General features: G+C 72.1%; 16 protein-coding genes, 1 tRNA gene and 1 pseudogene. 5 read left to right on the forward strand and 13 right to left on the reverse strand.

Features of this window, described 5'->3' with window-relative positions:
- Nucleotide 1: 1 nt before the first annotated feature.
- The 3 genes from ACIQUQ_RS21620 to ACIQUQ_RS21630 all read left to right on the forward strand — a co-directional run bounded on the left by ACIQUQ_RS21620 (nt 2) and on the right by ACIQUQ_RS21630 (nt 4,317).
- Nucleotides 2–1,285 carry a glycosyltransferase gene (locus ACIQUQ_RS21620; RefSeq protein ID WP_403978156.1) on the forward strand — a complete coding sequence of 428 codons (1,284 nt, stop codon included), beginning with the start codon at nt 2–4 and terminating at the stop codon, nt 1,283–1,285.
- Entirely contained in the window at nt 1,282–3,462 is a 2,181-nt protein-coding gene (locus tag ACIQUQ_RS21625) for an ArnT family glycosyltransferase (RefSeq protein ID WP_403978159.1), read from the forward strand. The genes ACIQUQ_RS21620 and ACIQUQ_RS21625 overlap by 4 nt, the downstream gene beginning before the upstream one ends.
- Before the next feature lie 231 nt (nt 3,463–3,693).
- A complete protein-coding gene (locus tag ACIQUQ_RS21630; RefSeq protein WP_403978162.1) occupies nt 3,694–4,317 on the forward strand; it encodes a TetR/AcrR family transcriptional regulator in 624 nt (207 codons plus the stop codon).
- A gap of 30 nt (nt 4,318–4,347) precedes the next feature.
- On the opposite strand, the gene ACIQUQ_RS21635 is transcribed toward ACIQUQ_RS21630, so the two are convergent.
- From ACIQUQ_RS21635 to ACIQUQ_RS21650, 4 genes and pseudogenes are all read right to left on the reverse strand, one after another.
- Nucleotides 4,348–6,135, reverse strand: coding sequence for a caspase domain-containing protein (locus ACIQUQ_RS21635; protein WP_403978165.1), 1,788 nt, complete (start codon nt 6,133–6,135; stop codon nt 4,348–4,350).
- Nucleotides 6,132–6,521: a hypothetical protein gene (locus ACIQUQ_RS21640; RefSeq protein ID WP_403978168.1), complete on the reverse strand. Its 390-nt coding sequence runs from the start codon at nt 6,519–6,521 to the stop codon at nt 6,132–6,134. The genes ACIQUQ_RS21635 and ACIQUQ_RS21640 overlap by 4 nt, the downstream gene beginning before the upstream one ends.
- A 69-nt stretch (nt 6,522–6,590) precedes the next feature.
- Nucleotides 6,591–8,174, reverse strand: a pseudogene (locus ACIQUQ_RS21645) (MDR family MFS transporter); the annotation flags it as partial.
- 26 nt (nt 8,175–8,200) lie between these two features.
- Nucleotides 8,201–8,620 (reverse strand): MarR family winged helix-turn-helix transcriptional regulator, encoded by a 420-nt coding sequence (locus ACIQUQ_RS21650; RefSeq protein ID WP_403978171.1) that lies wholly within the window; start codon nt 8,618–8,620, stop codon nt 8,201–8,203.
- A 154-nt stretch (nt 8,621–8,774) separates the two neighbouring features.
- On the opposite strand from ACIQUQ_RS21650, the gene ACIQUQ_RS21655 reads away from it, so the two are divergent.
- On the forward strand, nt 8,775–8,978 hold the full coding sequence (locus ACIQUQ_RS21655) for a hypothetical protein (RefSeq protein WP_399944411.1): 204 nt from the start codon (nt 8,775–8,777) through the stop codon (nt 8,976–8,978).
- A 33-nt stretch (nt 8,979–9,011) separates the two neighbouring features.
- On the opposite strand, the gene ACIQUQ_RS21660 is transcribed toward ACIQUQ_RS21655, so the two are convergent.
- The 9 genes from ACIQUQ_RS21660 to ACIQUQ_RS21700 all read right to left on the reverse strand — a co-directional run bounded on the left by ACIQUQ_RS21660 (nt 9,012) and on the right by ACIQUQ_RS21700 (nt 14,791).
- On the reverse strand, nt 9,012–9,944 hold the full coding sequence (locus ACIQUQ_RS21660) for a hypothetical protein (RefSeq protein ID WP_403978174.1): 933 nt from the start codon (nt 9,942–9,944) through the stop codon (nt 9,012–9,014).
- A gap of 60 nt (nt 9,945–10,004) precedes the next feature.
- On the reverse strand, nt 10,005–10,844 hold the full coding sequence (locus tag ACIQUQ_RS21665; protein WP_399944415.1) for an RNA polymerase sigma factor SigF: 840 nt from the start codon (nt 10,842–10,844) through the stop codon (nt 10,005–10,007).
- Between the two features lie 221 nt (nt 10,845–11,065).
- Nucleotides 11,066–11,899 carry an RNA polymerase sigma factor SigF gene (locus ACIQUQ_RS21670; protein WP_403978177.1) on the reverse strand — a complete coding sequence of 278 codons (834 nt, stop codon included), beginning with the start codon at nt 11,897–11,899 and terminating at the stop codon, nt 11,066–11,068.
- 194 nt (nt 11,900–12,093) lie between these two features.
- Entirely contained in the window at nt 12,094–12,255 is a 162-nt protein-coding gene (locus tag ACIQUQ_RS21675; RefSeq protein WP_403668189.1) for a hypothetical protein, read from the reverse strand.
- A 406-nt stretch (nt 12,256–12,661) separates the two neighbouring features.
- Nucleotides 12,662–12,940: a hypothetical protein gene (locus tag ACIQUQ_RS21680; RefSeq protein ID WP_403978179.1), complete on the reverse strand. Its 279-nt coding sequence runs from the start codon at nt 12,938–12,940 to the stop codon at nt 12,662–12,664.
- Between the two features lie 80 nt (nt 12,941–13,020).
- Nucleotides 13,021–13,105 (reverse strand) — tRNA-Ser (locus ACIQUQ_RS21685).
- Between the two features lie 103 nt (nt 13,106–13,208).
- Entirely contained in the window at nt 13,209–13,637 is a 429-nt protein-coding gene (gene tadA / locus ACIQUQ_RS21690; RefSeq protein ID WP_403978337.1) for a tRNA adenosine(34) deaminase TadA, read from the reverse strand.
- A gap of 53 nt (nt 13,638–13,690) precedes the next feature.
- Complete coding sequence (locus ACIQUQ_RS21695; protein ID WP_403978340.1) at nt 13,691–14,239, reverse strand: hypothetical protein; 549 nt, start codon at nt 14,237–14,239, stop codon at nt 13,691–13,693.
- Nucleotides 14,240–14,590: 351 nt separating this feature from the next.
- Complete coding sequence (locus ACIQUQ_RS21700; RefSeq protein ID WP_403668180.1) at nt 14,591–14,791, reverse strand: hypothetical protein; 201 nt, start codon at nt 14,789–14,791, stop codon at nt 14,591–14,593.
- Nucleotides 14,792–14,931: 140 nt separating this feature from the next.
- Between ACIQUQ_RS21700 and upp the strand changes: the two genes are divergently transcribed.
- The gene (gene upp, locus ACIQUQ_RS21705) at nt 14,932–15,567 is read left to right on the forward strand and encodes a uracil phosphoribosyltransferase (RefSeq protein ID WP_365042905.1); all 636 of its coding nucleotides are present in this window, start codon (nt 14,932–14,934) and stop codon (nt 15,565–15,567) included.
- The last annotated feature ends 10 nt before the right edge of the window (nt 15,568–15,577 follow it).

The following is a 15,577-nucleotide window of genomic DNA, read 5'->3' on the forward strand; positions in this document are numbered from 1 at the left end:
CATGCGAACCGAACCGGCCGCAGCGGCCCTCTCCCCCGGCACCCTTCCGGCCCGGCGTCACCTGCCCGCCCACCTGCCGGGCGCGCCCGTCCTGGACGTGGTGATCCCGGTCTACAACGAGGAACGGGACCTCGGGCCCAGCGTCCGCCGGCTCCACGAGCACCTGGCGAACACCTTCCCGTACGCCTTCCGGATCACCATCGCCGACAACGCGAGCACGGACAGCACCCCGGAGGTGGCCGCCCGCCTCGCCGCGACGGTGCCCGGCGTCCGCGTCCACCGCCTGGAGCAGAAGGGCCGAGGCCGGGCGCTGCGCACCGTCTGGTCGCAGTCCGAGGCCCCCGTGCTGGCCTACATGGACGTGGACCTCTCCACGGACCTCAACGCCCTGCTGCCGCTGGTCGCCCCGCTGATCTCGGGCCACTCCGACCTCGCGATCGGCACCCGGCTGGCGGCCTCCTCGCGCGTGGTGCGCGGCCCCAAGCGGGAGTTCATCTCCCGGGCCTACAACCTGATCCTGCGCTCCTCGCTCGCCGCCCGCTTCAGCGACGCCCAGTGCGGCTTCAAGGCCATCCGGCGCGAGGTCGCCGAGCGGCTGCTGCCGCTGGTCGAGGACTCCGGCTGGTTCTTCGACACCGAGATGCTGGTCCTGGCGGAGCGCGCCGGGCTGCGGATCCACGAGGTCCCGGTCGACTGGGTGGACGACCCCGACTCCACCGTCCACATCGTCCGGACGGCGACCGAGGACCTGAAGGGCGTCTGGCGGGTGGGCCGGGCCCTGGCCGTCGGCGCGCTGCCCCTGGACCGCCTCGCCCGGCCCTTCGGGGACGACCCCCGCGACCGGGCGCTGGAGGGCGTACCGCGCGGGCTGGCCCGGCAGCTCGTCGGCTTCTGCGTGGTCGGGGTCCTGAGCACGCTGGCCTACCTGCTGCTGTACTCCGCCTTCCGCACCGCCCTCGACCCGCAGGCCGCCAACGCGGCGGCCCTGCTGCTCTCGGCCGTCGGCAACACGGCCGCCAACCGCAGGCTCACCTTCGGCGTCCGCGGCCGGGAACGCGCCGTACGCCACCAGGCCCAGGGACTGGTCGTGTTCGGCATCGGCCTGGCCCTCACCAGCGGCTCCCTCGCCGCGCTCGGCGCCGCCACCAGCACCCCCGCCCACGGCACCGAACTGGCCGTCCTCATCACGGCGAACCTCGCCGCGACGGTCCTGCGCTTCCTGCTCTTCCGCGCCTGGGTCTTCCCGGAGCGCCGCACCACCGACGTGAAGGACTCGATCCGATGACCGCAGTGCTCACCGCACCCCTGCCCGTCCGGGCCGCCCCGGCGGCCGCACGGGCCCGCTGGGAGCGGCCGGCGCCGGCCGCGCTCCTGCTGGCCACCGCCGTCCTCTACCTCTGGAACCTCAGCTCCTCCGGCTACGCCAACTCCTTCTACTCCGCTGCCGTCCAGGCCGGCAGCGAGAGCTGGAAGGCCTTCTTCTTCGGTTCCTCCGACGCCGCGAACTCCATCACCGTCGACAAGCCCCCGGCCGCCCTGTGGCCGATGGCCCTGTCGGTACGGCTGTTCGGCCTCGGCTCGTGGCAGATCCTCCTCCCGCAGGTCCTGATGGCCGTGGGCACCGTGGGCGTGCTGTACGCCTCCGTGAAGCGGCAGTTCGGGTCCGCGGCCGGCCTGATCGCGGGCGCGGTCTTCGCGCTGACGCCGGTGGCCGCGCTGATGTTCCGCTTCAACAACCCCGACGCCCTCCTCACGCTGCTGATGGCGGTCACCATCCACTGCGTGCTGCGCGCGCTGGAGGGCGCTCACACGAAGTGGCTGGTCTGGGCGGGCGTCGCGCTCGGCTTCGCCTTCCTCGCCAAGACCCTCCAGGCCTTCGTGATCCTCCCGCCGCTCGCCGTGCTGTACGCCGTGTGCGCGCCCACCCGGCTCCGGCGCAGGCTGGGGCAGCTGGCGCTGGCCGGCCTGGCGATGGTGGCCGCGGGCGGCTGGTGGGTCGCGATCGTGGAACTCTGGCCGGCGTCGTCCCGCCCGTACATCGGCGGCTCGCAGAACAACTCCTTCCTGGAGCTGACCTTCGGCTACAACGGCCTCGGCCGGATCAACGGCAACGAGACCGGCAGCGTCGGCGGTGGCGGCCGCGGCGGCGGTCAGGGCGGCGGCTGGGGTGAGACGGGCATCGACCGGCTCTTCTCCTCCAACATCGGCGGCCAGATCTCCTGGCTGCTCCCGGCCGCCCTGGTGCTGCTGGTGGCCGGCCTGGTGGTGACCTGGCGGGCCAAGCGGGTCACCGACGCGCTCGACTCCATGGCCCGCGCGGCCTTCCTCGCCTGGGGCGGGGCGCTGCTGATCACCATGGCGGTGTTCAGCTTCATGCAGGGGATCTTCCACGAGTACTACACGGTGGCGCTGGCCCCGTACGTCGCGGCGCTCGTCGCGATGGGGGCGAGCGTGCTGTGGGAGGAGCGCGGGGCGCCGGCCGCCCGGCTCACGCTCGCCGGCACCGTCCTGCTGACCGCCGGATGGTCGTACGTGCTTCTCGGCCGCTCCTCCGACTACCTGCCCTGGCTGCGCTGGGCCGTCCTGGTGGGCGGCGCGTTCGCGGCGGCCGGTCTGCTGCTGCGCCGCACCGGCCTGGCCGCCGGCGCGCTGGGCCTGGCGGTGGCGCTGGCGGGCCCGCTGGCCTACACCCTGACCACGGTGAACACCGGGCACACCGGCTCCATCGTGACGGCGGGCCCGGCGGTGGCCGGCAGCCGGGGCGGCCCCGGCGGCTTCGGCGGCCCGCGCGGCGACGACGGCCGCCCCGGCATGCCGAACCTCCAGGGCGGCCCGCAGGGCCAGAACCAGGGCCAAGGCCAAGGCCAGTTCCCCGGCGGCGGCACCGGCGGCCTGCCCCCGGGCATGAACCAGGGCGGCCAGAACCAGGGCGGCCAGAACCAAGGCGGTCAGAACCAGGGCGGCCCGCAGGGCGGCTTCCCGATGGGCCGGCCCCCCACCGGCACCGGCAACGCCACGGGCCCCACCGGCACCTTCCCCGGCACCGCGGAACGCGGCGGCGCCGGAGGCCGTGGCGGCGGCCTGGGCGGCCTGCTCAACGGCGCGAACGTCAGCGCCGCGGCCAAGGCGGCCCTGAGCAAGGACGCCGGGAACCACACCTGGGTCGCGGCAGCCATCGGCTCCCAGAACGCGGCGAGCTACCAGCTGGCCACCGAGAAGCCGGTGATGGCCATCGGCGGCTTCAACGGCAGCGACCCCTCCCCGACCCTGGCCCAGTTCAAGAAGTACGTCGAGGACGGCCGCATCCACTACTTCATCGCGGGCGGCGGGATGGGCGGCGGCATGGGCGGCCCCGGAGGCGGTGGCAGCAGCAGCTCCATCAGCACCTGGGTGACCGAGAACTTCACCCAGGTCACCATCGGCGGCGCCACCTTCTACGACCTGACGGCCCCGAAGGCCTGACGGCACGCGAGGCGCGACGCCCCGGGGCCCGACGGCCCCGACGCCCCGACGCCCGACGGCGGACGGCGCACGGCGGACGGCCCGAAGCCCTAAGGCACCCGGGGCCCGGCCCGAAAGCCGCCCCTTCACCTGGGGCACCCTCTAGCATCAAGACGGGCGGACCGGGCATTCCGGGCCGGGCCGGTCCTCCCCGGACCGGATCCGGGTGACCCGCAGGACGGAGGGTGCCTCATGGTGACCGCGGCCGACCGCACGAGCGTGTGGCTGGCGTCCAAGCCGGCCGCCGGGACCAGACGCCGTAGCGAGCAGCCCACCGGGCTGGACCGCGAGAAGATCACGGCGGCCTCCGTCCGGCTGCTCGACGCGGAAGGCCTCGCAGGGTTCTCCATGCGCCGCCTGGCCGCCGACCTGGGGGTCACCGCGATGTCCCTGTACTGGTACGTCGACACCAAGGACGACCTGCTCGAACTGGCCCTGGACGCCGCCCTCGGCGAGCTCCCCCTGCCCCCCGAGCCGGGGTCCCCCGCAAACCCCGCCCCGAGCGCCCGCAGCTGGTCCGACCGGCTGCGGGCGCTCGCCTGTGGGTACCGCCGCCTGCTGGCCGTACACCCGTGGCTGCCGGCCCTGTCGGCCGAGTACCCCAACATCGGGCCGCACGCCCGCGCCTTCGACACCGCCCTGATGCGGCTGCTCGGCGCGACCGGGCTGGCCGCGCCGCGGCGGTCCGGCGCGCACCTCGCGGTCAGCCGGTTCCTGCACGGCTGCGGCACGGTCCGTCAGGCCCCGGAAGGCGACTTCCACTTCGCCCTGGACCTCCTGGTGGCGGGCATCGAGGCGCACGCGAGACCGGCCTGACCCCGCGTACGGGCACCAGCCGGCACCGGCCTAGGCCCGCCGCATCCGCTGGAGCACCCGCGCGCTCTCCCGCTCGACGGCAACCTTGCCGTACTTGTTGACCAGCGCCAGGTAGAAGAGCCCCGGAGCGGTCGGGGACCACAGTCCCGTCCGCTCCTCGTCGAAGATGAACCGCGTCACCGGATCGATCTCGAAGTCGACCAGCTCGTGCCGGTCGTGCTCCCACTTGTCCGAGACCCCGCGCGAACGGCGGGCGATGAACTCGTCCGAGGTCACCCGCCGCAGTCGCGCCATGAACAGCGCACCCCACTGGTGCGTGCCCTTGTCGATGGTCAGCGCGAGCATGTTCAGCCGGTACTCGTCGGGGCTGAGCGCCAGCTCCTCGCTGAGCCCCCGCCGCGCCACGTTGAAGATGTTCGGCGCCTGCCGGGCCGAGTTGTCCACCACCCGCGACAGCGCCTCGTTCGCCGAGGAGTTCCAGGTGCCCGGGTGCGAGCCGACCATGTTGCTGCGCCGGGAGACGATCAGCTTCTCGTCCCGGGTGATCACGGCGACGTTCGTGCCGAAGGACGAGCCCATGAAGGCGGGCACGTCCAGCGGGTCGTACGGGTCGACGTACTTGGCCCGGACCGTGAGGCCGTCCGGGAGCACCTCGTCGAGCTGCTGCGTGGCCTGGAAGTTGTAGTAGTCGGAGTTCAGCAGCTGGATGTAGATCTCCGGCGCCTCGGACTCCGCGATCCGCCCGATCGTCACGCGGTCGACCGCGTAGTTGAGCCCGTTCCAGAAGTACTGCTCGCCCGCCAGCCGCTTCGCGTCCTGCTCGGCCTCGATCCGGGCCCGCACCGCGTACAGGTCCTCGGGCAGCTCGACGTCCTCGTCGATGGTGCGTACGTGGACCGAGTCCTCCGGGATCACGCTCTCGCCGTCACCCTCGACGATCAGCAGGTCGGTCTGGAGCGGACCCCAGGTGAAGGGCTCCCAGGACGCGCTGCTGCCGAACGGTGCGAACGCCCGCTCCCGCCCCCGGACGAGCGCCGGCACCGGCACGCCCGGCAGGCCGTCCTCGACGGGCCCGTCGAGGGCTCGGTTGCGGACCAGCGCCAGCTGCCCGCCGAGGGCACGGTTGTGCTGGTCCGGCTGCGGATAGCCCTTGGCGACCAGGCTCCGGCTGACCCGCCGGAAGATGGTGTCCATGTCGAGCACCTCGGCGCCGCCCTCGATGCCGCTGTGCAGCGTGTGCACCAGCTCGCCGGTGAAGGCGGTGTACGTGGCCTCCCGTGGGGCCACCGCCAGCCGGGTCGGCGTGGTGGCGGCCCACACGACCGTGCCGTGGACGTCGGTGTTCTCGTCGCCCATCACCACGCCCATCTGCTCGTCGGCCGCCTGGCCGCTGTAGCAGCAGTCGAGGATGACGATCCGCCGGGTGGCGGGGGAGTCGCCCTGGAGCATGGCGCTGCGCACCCACTCGTAGTGCACCGAGTCGTAGCGGGCCGCGAACCGCGGCTTGCGGGTGTTCTTCAGGGCCAGGTACAGCCCGCCCTCGTCGGAGAGGCCGTGCCCGGCGAAGTAGAAGATCAGCGCGTCGGTGGCCCGCTCGGCCGCCGTCTCCAGCACCGTCATCACGTCGTCGGCCCGCTCGGGGTTCCGGATGACGTGGCAGTTCTCCTGGGGCAGCCCCCAGTAGGCGGGGTCGGTCAGGATCCGGCGGAGCGCGTCGAGGTTCCGGTCCACGGACTCGATGTCCGGGTGGAACTCGTACTGCGAGCCGCCCACCAGCACGGCCTGGGAGCGCTCCGGGCGGGGCAGGAGCGAGCTCACCGGGCCTCCTCGGGGCGTGCCCCGTCCTCCAGCACCGCCTGGACCTCCTCCGGCGAGGCGTCCGGGGCCAGCACGGTGTCCCCACCCTCCCGCCGGATCGTGCGAGGGCGCTGCCGTGAGCGCGAGGCCAGCCAGGTGGCGACCGAGACCGCCAGGCCGGCGACCGCGACCGCGTCGTTGATGATCACGTGCACGGCCTCGAGCGCGCCGCCCATGGCCTCCGGGTCGGGCTCGCTCTCCACGAGCCGGATCGTGGTCCTGCCCCGCAGCTCGGGATCCTGCTTGAGCCACTTCAGCAAGGACTGCAGTTCCGTCTCGTCCTCAGGGCCCGTGCCGACGATCTTGAATTCCACCTGGACACCCCCGTCCGGTGTCGCTTCCCCCATGACCAGGACAGGATTCAGTCCTGTCGAGTCCATGGTCAATACCCGTCCCCTGGAGGGGTGTTATTCGGCCGCGGCTGCCTGATCCGGCACGTCGGCCTTCGACTTGAGGGCCACCTCCCGGATGAAGAGGCAGAGCAGCAGCCCGACCAGGGCCGTCGGTGCCGCGTACAGGAACACGTCCGCCACGCCGTGGCCGTACGCCCCTTCGACGATCTCCCGGAACGGGGCGGGCAGCCTGTCGAGGTCGGGGATCCCGCCGCCGGCGGTGCCGCCGTGGCCGAGGGCCGCGCCCTTGGGACCCAGTTCCGCCAGGCCTTCCTTGACGTAGTGCGTCACCCGGCTCGCCATCACGGCGCCCAGCGCGGACACGCCGATCGCGCCGCCGAGGGAGCGGAAGAAGGTGACCACGGAGCTGGCGGCGCCCAGGTCCTCGGGCGCCACCTGGTTCTGGGTGGCCAGCACCAGGTTCTGCATCATCATGCCCAGGCCGAGGCCGGTCAGGGCCATGAAGACCGCGATCATCCAGTACTCCGTGTCGTACCGGATCGTGCCGAGCAGCCCCAGGCCGGCGGTGAGCAGCACACCGCCGGAGACCAGCCACGCCTTCCAGCGGCCGGTCTTGGTGATGACCTGGCCGGAGACCGTGGAGGAGACGAAGAGTCCGCCGATCATCGGGATGGTGAGGATCCCGGACATGGTCGGCGACTCGTTCCGGGCGAGCTGGAAGAACTGGCTGAAGAACACCGTTCCCGAGAACATCGCGACGCCCACGAACAGCGAGGCGGCCGACGCCAGCGCGATCGTCTTGTTGCGGAAGAGCCGCAGGGGGATGATCGGCTCGCTCGCGCGGGCCTCGACGAGCACGAACAGCAGGCCCAGCAGCACGGCGCCGCCGGTCATGGCGTACGTCTGCCAGGACACCCAGTCGTACGAGTCCCCGGCCTGCGTGACCCAGATCAGCAGCAGCGAGACGGCGGCCGAGACCAAGAAGGCACCTGCCCAGTCGACCTTGACGTCCCGCCGCACGACCGGCAGCCGGAGGGTCTTCTGGAGCACGACCAGGGCGATCACGGCGAAGGGCACGCCGACGTAGAAGCACCAGCGCCAGCCCAGCCACTCGGTGTCGGTGATGACACCGCCGAGCAGCGGACCGCCGACGGTGGCGACGGCGAACACGGCGCCGAGGTAGCCGCTGTAGCGGCCGCGCTCGCGCGGCGAGATCATCGCGGCCATCACGATCTGCGCGAGGGCGGAGAGGCCGCCGACGCCGATGCCCTGGACCACGCGGCAGGCGATCAGGGTGCCGGTGTTCTGAGACAGGCCGGCGACGACCGAGCCCAGCACGTAGATCACCAGGGATATCTGGACCAGCAGCTTCTTGCTGAAGAGGTCGGCGAGCTTGCCCCAGAGGGGGGTGGCGGCCGTCATGGAGAGCAGCGCGGCCGTGACCACCCAGGTGTAGGAGGACTGGGTGCCGCCGAGTTCGCTGATGATCTGCGGGAGGGCGTTGGAGACGATCGTGGAGGACAGGATCGCCACGAACATGCCGAGCATCAGCCCGGACAGCGCCTTCATGATCTGCGGATGGGTCATCGCGGGTGCGGTGGCGTCGGACTGGCCTCCCCGCACGTCCGGGGACGTGGTTGTCGCCATGCTCTTGGCTTTCCTTCTCTCGTGTCTCAGAAGCTCGACCGCAGCCGGGCCAGCAGGGTGTTGAGTACGTCGACCTCGTCGTCGGACCAGTCCGCCAGGGCGGTCTCCAGCGCGGCCGAGGCCCGCGCGGACAGCAAGCCCAGCAGTTCGCGGCCGGCCGGGGTGAGCCGCAGGATGCGGCAGCGCCCGTCCGCGGGGTCGGCCAGCCGGTCGAGCCAGCCGTGCTCGGCGGTGTGGGCCACATGGCGGCTGGTGACCGACATGTCGACACCCAGCAGCTCGGACATCCGGCTCAGCCGCATGTCACCGTGCCGGTCGAGCACGGTGAGGACGGCGGCGGAACCGGGCGGGCAGTCGAAGGGGAGGGTGCGGGCGAGCCCGCGTTTGACCGCGCCGATCGCGGACAGCTGGCGGGCCAGTTCCTCGTACCGGGGCCGGGTGGCCATAGGGCGGTCCCCCCATCTTGTTGCTTAGAGCAACCATAGGATCTGTTGGTTGCTACAGGCAAATGAATTCGGTGAGGAAGCGGTAAAGGGATCGGAAAGGTTGGCCCGGGACGGGCTTGGGCGCGGCGGTTCCGGTTCGCTAGGGTCCTTGCCCATGTCACACAACGCTCAGGGCCCCGACGCCCACTACGACCCGGCGGGCAACACCCAGATGTTCCGCGCGTTCGTCGACGAGGGCGAGCCGCACCGCCCGGCCGCCGCGGTGCAGGGCTCCTCCGGCCCCCGCGTGGGCCTGATCATCGGTGTCGTCGCCGTCATCGCGGTGCTGGCGGGAGTCGCCTGGCTCGCACTGGCCTGAGGCCGCGGGGGCGCCCGGCGCCCCCACCGGCCCTCACGCCCAGGTGGCGGTCACGTCCCGGGTCTCGACGTGCATGCCGAGCGGCACCCGCCAGGCCTCCACGCAGACCAGGTACGTCTTCTCCTTCGAGGACCGGGCCGCGACCGGCGCCGGCACCGGCTGCTGCGTCTCGATCGTGGCCCAGTCCACGCCGAGCGCGCCGATGATGTGCGTGTAGAAGGTCACGGTCCCCGAACGCACCGCCGTGCCACCGCTGTTGCGGAAGGTGATGGTGACGTTCTCGCACCACCGGTCCTCCGCCGCCGAACGCTCCGGCGTGCCCAGGGTGAGCCTGGCCGGGCTGACCGGGTCGGTGCTGCCGCCGGTGCTCCCGCCGCTGGTGCCGCCTCCGCCGGAGCCGCCGCCCGAACTGCCGCCGCCGGTGGTCCCGCCGGTGGTCCCGCCGGTGGTCCCGCCCGTGCTGCTCGTGCCGCCGGAGCTGCTCGTGCCGCCCGAACCTCCCGAGCCGCCGGACCCTCCGCCGCCCGAGCCCCCGGAGGCGCCCGAGGCGCCCGAGCCGCCCGTGCTCCCGCCGGAGCCGCCGGAGCCGCCCGTGTCCCCCGCGCCGCCCCCGCTCGTACGGCCGGCCCCGCCGCCCGCGACACCACCGGCCGAGCCGCCGCCCGTACCGCCGGACGCGCCGGGCAGTCCCGTACCCCCGGCCGCCGCCCCGCCCGTGGAACCCGCCGGGCCGGGTGAGACCGACGCCGAGGCGGACGCCGTCGGGCCCGGGGCGCCCGGCAGTGGCTGGAACTCCACCTTCCCCTTGGGCGCCACCGGTACGGACGCCCCCGCGGCGTCGGACAGGGCGACGTACCCCGTACGCCCCTCGGAGCCGCAGCCGGCCAGCGCCGCGCACAGCACGGCCGCCGAGGCGAGCAGTGCGCCCCGGCGGCCGGTCATACAGGCCTTCGACATCGCGGACATCGCGCCAGTGTTGCTGACGGTCCGTCAATTGTGAAGCGCGCGAACGCGGTCGGGGCGGGGTCAGTCCCCGATCAGCCCCTGACGCAGCTGCGCGAGCGTCCGGGTCAGCAGCCGGGAGACGTGCATCTGCGAGATCCCGACCTCCTCGCCGATCTGCGACTGGGTCATGTTGGCGAAGAAGCGAAGCATGATGATCTGCCGCTCCCTGGGCGGGAGTTTGGCCAGCAGCGGCTTCAGCGACTCGCGGTACTCGACGCCCTCCAGCGCCGTGTCCTCGTACCCCAGGCGGTCGGCCAGCGAGCCCTCGCCGCCGTCGTCCTCGGGCGAGGGCGAGTCCAGCGAGGACGCGGTGTACGCGTTCCCCACCGCGAGGCCGTCGACGACCTCCTCCTCCGACACCCCGAGTACGGCGGCCAGTTCGGTCACCGTCGGCGAGCGGTCCAGCTTCTGGGCCAGCTCGTCGCTCGCCTTGGTCAGGGCCAGCCGCAGCTCCTGGAGCCGCCGCGGGACGCGGACCGACCAGGAGGTGTCGCGGAAGAAGCGCTTGATCTCGCCCACGACGGTCGGCATCGCGAACGTCGGGAACTCCACGCCGCGTTCGCAGTCGAAGCGGTCGATGGCCTTGATCAGGCCGATCGTGCCGACCTGGACGATGTCCTCCATCGGCTCGTTCCGGCTGCGGAAGCGGGCCGCGGCGTACCGGACCAGCGGCAGGTTCAGTTCGATCAGGGTGTCGCGTACGTAGGCCCTTTCGGGGCTGTCCGCGTCGAGAACGGAGAGCCTCAGGAACAGGGAGCGGGAGAGGGTGCGGGTGTCGATGGCTTCCGAGCGGTCGAGCACTGCAGGAGCCTCGCTCTTGACGAGCGTAAGCACCTTGGAGCTGCCCTGTTCTGCGGACATGCCACCCCCTTGAGGTCGCGGACGGTCGCGTACGGCGCGCCCGTCGGAGGAACGCAGCCTCCACCTGAATACCGGAGGCGGGGCTGCGGCAAACGCGGTTCCAGCAGAATGTCACATGTCGGCAACACGCTGTAGCGCCAAGTCGACATATCTGTGCAGCAACAAAGGGGTATGTGCCGGAACTGTCGGGAAAGGCGTCCCGCGATCTCCACCCGTTCTGATTACGCCTCGATCCGGTTTGCGGATCTGAGCCGGGCGAAGCTCCGGGCGAGCAGCCGGGAGACGTGCATCTGCGAGACGCCGAGCTCCGCGCTGATCTGGGACTGCGTCAGGTTGTTGTAGTAGCGCAGGAGCAGGATCCGCTGCTCGCGCTCCGGCAGCTGGACGAGCAGGTGCCGTACGAGGTCCCGGTGCTCCACGCCGGCCAGCTCGGGGTCCTCGTACCCCAGCCGGTCCAGCAGCCCGGGCAGCCCGTCGCCCTCCTGGGCGGCCTCCAGGGAGGTGGCGTGGTACGAGCGTCCCGCCTCGATGCAGGACAGCACCTCCTCCTCGGTGATCCGCAGCCGCTCGGCGATCTCCGGGGTCGTGGGGGTGCGTCCGTGGGCCGTGGTGAGGTCCTCGGTGGCCGCGTTGACCTGGACCCACAGCTCGTGGAGCCGGCGCGGCACGTGCACGGTGCGGACGTTGTCCCGGAAGTACCGCTTGATCTCGCCGACGACGGTCGGCATCGCGAAGGTGGGGAACTGCACGCCCCGGTCCGGGTCGAACCGGTCGATGGCGTTGATCAGGCCGATCGTGCCGACCTGGACCACGTCCTCCATCGGCTCGTTGCGGCTGCGGAAGCGGGCGGCCGCGTACCGGACGAGTGGGAGGTTCGCCTCGATGAGGGCCCCGCGCACCCGGTGGTGCTCGGAGCTGCCACGTTCCAGGCACTTCAGCTGTCCGAAGAGCACCTGGGTGAGGGCCCTGGTGTCGGCGCCCCGGCTCTGGGTCCGCTCCGGGGCGGGGGGCTCGTCCTGCTGGGGCGGCACCTGAGGCGCTGTACTGGCCGGCACGGTCACGCCACCCCTTCATGTCCACTCATCGATCAAAAGCGGTCATAGCATCACAAGAGATGTGCACTGTGTGCAAGCACCGTATATCGCCGTGTTGAGGGCAAGTTGGACATATCGGGGAGGGGGTGCACGGAAGGGCCCCCCACCCGTCGGATGGGGGGCCCGAAGTCCGGAAACCGCTTCAGCGTACGGGTTCAGCGCACCAGTTCGGTCATGAACTCGCCGATGCCCTGGGCGGCGTCCGAGATCCCTTGGAAGCCTATTTGGACGAAATCAGCGGCTTTGGCCGGCTGGGTGATGATCGTGTAGAGCACGAAAACGACGAGGGCCCCCAAGATGATCTTCTTGGTGTCCATGATCGGTTCGGCCTCCCCTGCCGCGCCCTGCAAAGTCGCGTGAGTCTATCGGGTCTGGTAATGGACCTCACCAGACCTTTAAGGACCAATGACCTGGCGGTCCAGGTCCTTTGCCGCCGCTTCTCCGGGTGTGACAGGAGCAGGATTGTTGACGAGCCCCCCGGTTCTGGCAGGAAACCGGAGGGTGGAGGGACAGGACCTCACTGCGGGGTCCGAGCCGCATGCTTCCCCCCTGACTGCGGCCCGGACTGGCAGGTCCGTCCTCATCGGGGGGAGCGGCTTGTCCCCCCGATGCCGCTCCCCCCGCCCCCACGTCAGAAGGCCCCGGCCCCCAGGTCGGGGCCTTCTGCGCGTCTCGGGGAGGGGTGGGGGCGGGGGAACGGGGAGGGCGGGCCGGGGGCGGCCGCTACTCGAAGGCGCCCAGCAGGTTCAGCACCGGCGCCGCGGGCTCGACCACCGGCATCAGCTGGTCGGGGACGCTCATCAGCTGGTTCAGCTCGTTGAGCTTGTTCAGCTGGCCGCCGATCTCCTGGACGGACGGCGAGGCCTCGGCCGGCACGTCGGGTGCCGAGGTCGGGAGGAGTTCCTCGACCGGCAGGGGCGAGGCCGAGGCGGCGGGGGCGGCGAGGCCCGCTGCGGCGCCCGCGAGGGCGATGGCGGCCAGGATGCGCTGGGTCTTCGTCATGCCGTGACAACGCGGCAACGGGGTCCCCGGAAACGGAAGAGAGCCCCGATTCGTCCGAACCGGGGCTCTCGTTCACAGAGCGGTGGTGGAGGGATTTGAACCCCCGATGGGTTGCCCCATACTCGCTTTCGAGGCGAGCTCCTTCGGCCACTCGGACACACCACCGAGAGAGATCCTAGCCCACGATGGGGAGTGCTCCGCAACTTTGCCCGCCGTGGCCCTCCTCACGGCCCCCTGCGGCCTGCGTTCCGGCGGGTGGAGCCCGGGCTCAGCGGTCCCTGAAGAAGGCCGTGAGCTGCGTGGAGCACTCCTCGCCGAGCACTCCGGTGATCACCTCGGGGCGGTGGTTGAGCCGGCGGTCGCGGACCAGGTCCCAGAGCGAGCCGGCCGCCCCGGCCTTCTCGTCGGCCGCCCCGAAGACCACCCGCGCCACCCGCGACTGGACGAGCGCGCCCGCGCACATGACGCAGGGCTCCAGGGTCACGACGAGCGTGCACCCGTTCAGCCGCCACTCGCCGAGCCGTGCGGCGGCCCGCCGCAGGGCGAGCACCTCGGCGTGGGCGGTCGGATCGCCGGCCGCCTCGCGTTCGTTGTGGCCCGTCGCGAGTACGGAGCCGTCGGGCGCGAGTACGACGGCGCCGACCGGTACGTCACCGGTCAGCGCCGCCTTCGCGGCCTCGTCCAGGGCCTGGCGCATCGGGGCGCGCCAGGGGTCCCGTACGGGATCGGGCCGGTCCTGCTCGGCGGGCACTATCGGACGGTCTCCAGCACCTCGGAGGCACCGAGCGCGTCCGCGATCTCCGCGAGCGCGTCGGAACCGAAGGAGAACAGCTCGCGGGCGGAGACCCCGAGGTCGGCCAGGATCCCCGGGTCGCCGAGCGGCCCGGGCGGCACCGCCGGGGTGTCCGCCGACCCCTCGGCCGCCTCGTCCTCGTCGAACCCGGCGGCGGGCTCCGGTTCGCCGTCCTCCGTGCCGTCGAGGTCGACGAGTTCGTCGAGGTCGTCGTCGGACGCCGGGTCACGGCCGAGCAGTTCGTCGGTCAGCAGGATCTCCCCGTACGAGCTGCGGGACGCGGCGGCCGCGTTCGACAGGAAGATGCGGGGGTCGTCCTCGCCGTCGACGCGGACGACGCCGAACCAGGAGTCCTCCTGCTCGATGAAGACGAGGACGGTGTCCTCGTCGGCCGAGGCTTCACGGGCCAGTTCAGTCAGATCGGACAGCGTCTCGACGTCGTCGAGATCCGTGTCGCTCGCTTCCCACCCGTCTTCGGTGCGCGCGAGCAGTGCGGCGAAGTACACCGTGACTCTCCCACTGGTCATAGGCGTGCCGGTTGGGGGTCCCCCCGGCCGGAGGTGGGAGAGGTGGAACGGCCGTCGCGCCGTTCTGTGCCCCGCCCAATCGGCATCGTGGCAGAAACGGCGGCTTTGCGAGAGGTCTTCCGCGCTTGCGTCGCGTGGCGCCGTCCGGGGCTCCGGCCGGATCAGGGCAGGTGGGGCGCGGCGAAGGGCCCCGGGAAGGGGTCCGAACGGCGTGCGAAAACCTTTCGGCGGACGGCTCGGGGACGGTTCGTCACGCCGTGCCGCACGGCGTGGCGGGGCAGGACGGACCGGCGCGGCGCTGCCGGGCGTACGGCCGCGGCGCCCCGTGCCTCACCAGCGGAAGGTGCGCATCCGCATCTGCTGGCGCATCCGGGCGGCGCGGGCCCGGCGCGGCTGGACCCGGTCCCGCAGCTCCCGGGCCTCGTGCAGCTCGCGGAGGAACTGCGCGCGCCGCTGTCTGCGCTGCGCGGCCGTCTCCTCCGGCTCCGCCTCCGCGGTTCCCCGGTCTTCCCTCAGTTGCTCGTCGGGCATCGGCACCACCCCGGGCTGGTCCGTCGTCCTCCTCCGCGACGCGAGGGAGACCCCCGGCTCCCACCTTCCCCCGGACAGCCCCGTTGATGCCAGTGCCGGAGAGCACTCGGCGGGCTTCCCGCCCGGTTACTGTTGGGTCCATGCGGATCCATGTCGTCGACCACCCGCTGGTGGCGCACAAACTCACCACCCTGCGCGACAAGCGCACGGACTCCCCGACCTTCCGGCGGCTCGCCGACGAGCTGGTCACCCTGCTCGCGTACGAGGCCACCCGCGACGTGCGCACCGAGCAGGCCGACATCGAGACCCCGGTCGCGCCGACCACGGGCGTGAAGCTTTCGACCCCGCGTCCGCTGATCGTCCCGATCCTGCGGGCCGGCCTGGGCATGCTCGACGGCATGGTCCGGCTGCTGCCGACCGCCGAGGTGGGCTTCATGGGCATGGTCCGCAACGAGGAGACCCTGGAGGCCTCCACGTACGCGACCCGGATGCCCGAGGACCTCTCCGGCCGCCAGGTGTACGTCGTCGACCCGATGCTGGCGACGGGAGGCACGCTGGTCGCGGCCATCCAGGAGCTGATCAAGCGCGGCGCCGACGACGTCACGGCCGTGGTGCTGCTGGCCGCCCCCGAGGGCATCGAGGTCATGGAGCGCGACCTGGCTGGCCAGCCGGTGACCGTCGTGACGGCCTCGGTCGACGAGCGGCTCAACGAGCACGGCTACATCGTGCCGGGCCTGGGCGACGCGGGCGACCGCATGTACGGCGCGGCCGAGTAGCCGTACCGTC

The sequence above is a fragment of the Streptomyces sp. NPDC101118 genome (assembly GCF_044759445.1).
Classification (GTDB): Bacteria; Actinomycetota; Actinomycetes; order Streptomycetales; family Streptomycetaceae; genus Streptomyces.

Bases quoted from the DNA above. Each gene is read 5' to 3' on its own strand.
- ACIQUQ_RS21620 (WP_403978156.1), top strand. From the start codon at position 2: ATGCGAACCGAACCGGCCGCAGCGGCCCTCTCCCCCGGCACCCTTCCG.
- ACIQUQ_RS21625 (WP_403978159.1), top strand. From the start codon at position 1,282: ATGACCGCAGTGCTCACCGCACCCCTGCCCGTCCGGGCCGCCCCGGCG.
- ACIQUQ_RS21630 (WP_403978162.1), top strand. From the start codon at position 3,694: ATGGTGACCGCGGCCGACCGCACGAGCGTGTGGCTGGCGTCCAAGCCG.
- ACIQUQ_RS21640 (WP_403978168.1), bottom strand. From the start codon at position 6,521: ATGGGGGAAGCGACACCGGACGGGGGTGTCCAGGTGGAATTCAAGATC.
- ACIQUQ_RS21650 (WP_403978171.1), bottom strand. From the start codon at position 8,620: ATGGCCACCCGGCCCCGGTACGAGGAACTGGCCCGCCAGCTGTCCGCG.
- ACIQUQ_RS21655 (WP_399944411.1), top strand. From the start codon at position 8,775: ATGTCACACAACGCTCAGGGCCCCGACGCCCACTACGACCCGGCGGGC.
- ACIQUQ_RS21660 (WP_403978174.1), bottom strand. From the start codon at position 9,944: ATGTCCGCGATGTCGAAGGCCTGTATGACCGGCCGCCGGGGCGCACTG.
- ACIQUQ_RS21665 (WP_399944415.1), bottom strand. From the start codon at position 10,844: ATGTCCGCAGAACAGGGCAGCTCCAAGGTGCTTACGCTCGTCAAGAGC.
- ACIQUQ_RS21675 (WP_403668189.1), bottom strand. From the start codon at position 12,255: ATGGACACCAAGAAGATCATCTTGGGGGCCCTCGTCGTTTTCGTGCTC.
- ACIQUQ_RS21680 (WP_403978179.1), bottom strand. From the start codon at position 12,940: ATGACGAAGACCCAGCGCATCCTGGCCGCCATCGCCCTCGCGGGCGCC.
- tadA (WP_403978337.1), bottom strand. From the start codon at position 13,637: ATGCGCCAGGCCCTGGACGAGGCCGCGAAGGCGGCGCTGACCGGTGAC.
- ACIQUQ_RS21700 (WP_403668180.1), bottom strand. From the start codon at position 14,791: ATGCCCGACGAGCAACTGAGGGAAGACCGGGGAACCGCGGAGGCGGAG.
- upp (WP_365042905.1), top strand. From the start codon at position 14,932: ATGCGGATCCATGTCGTCGACCACCCGCTGGTGGCGCACAAACTCACC.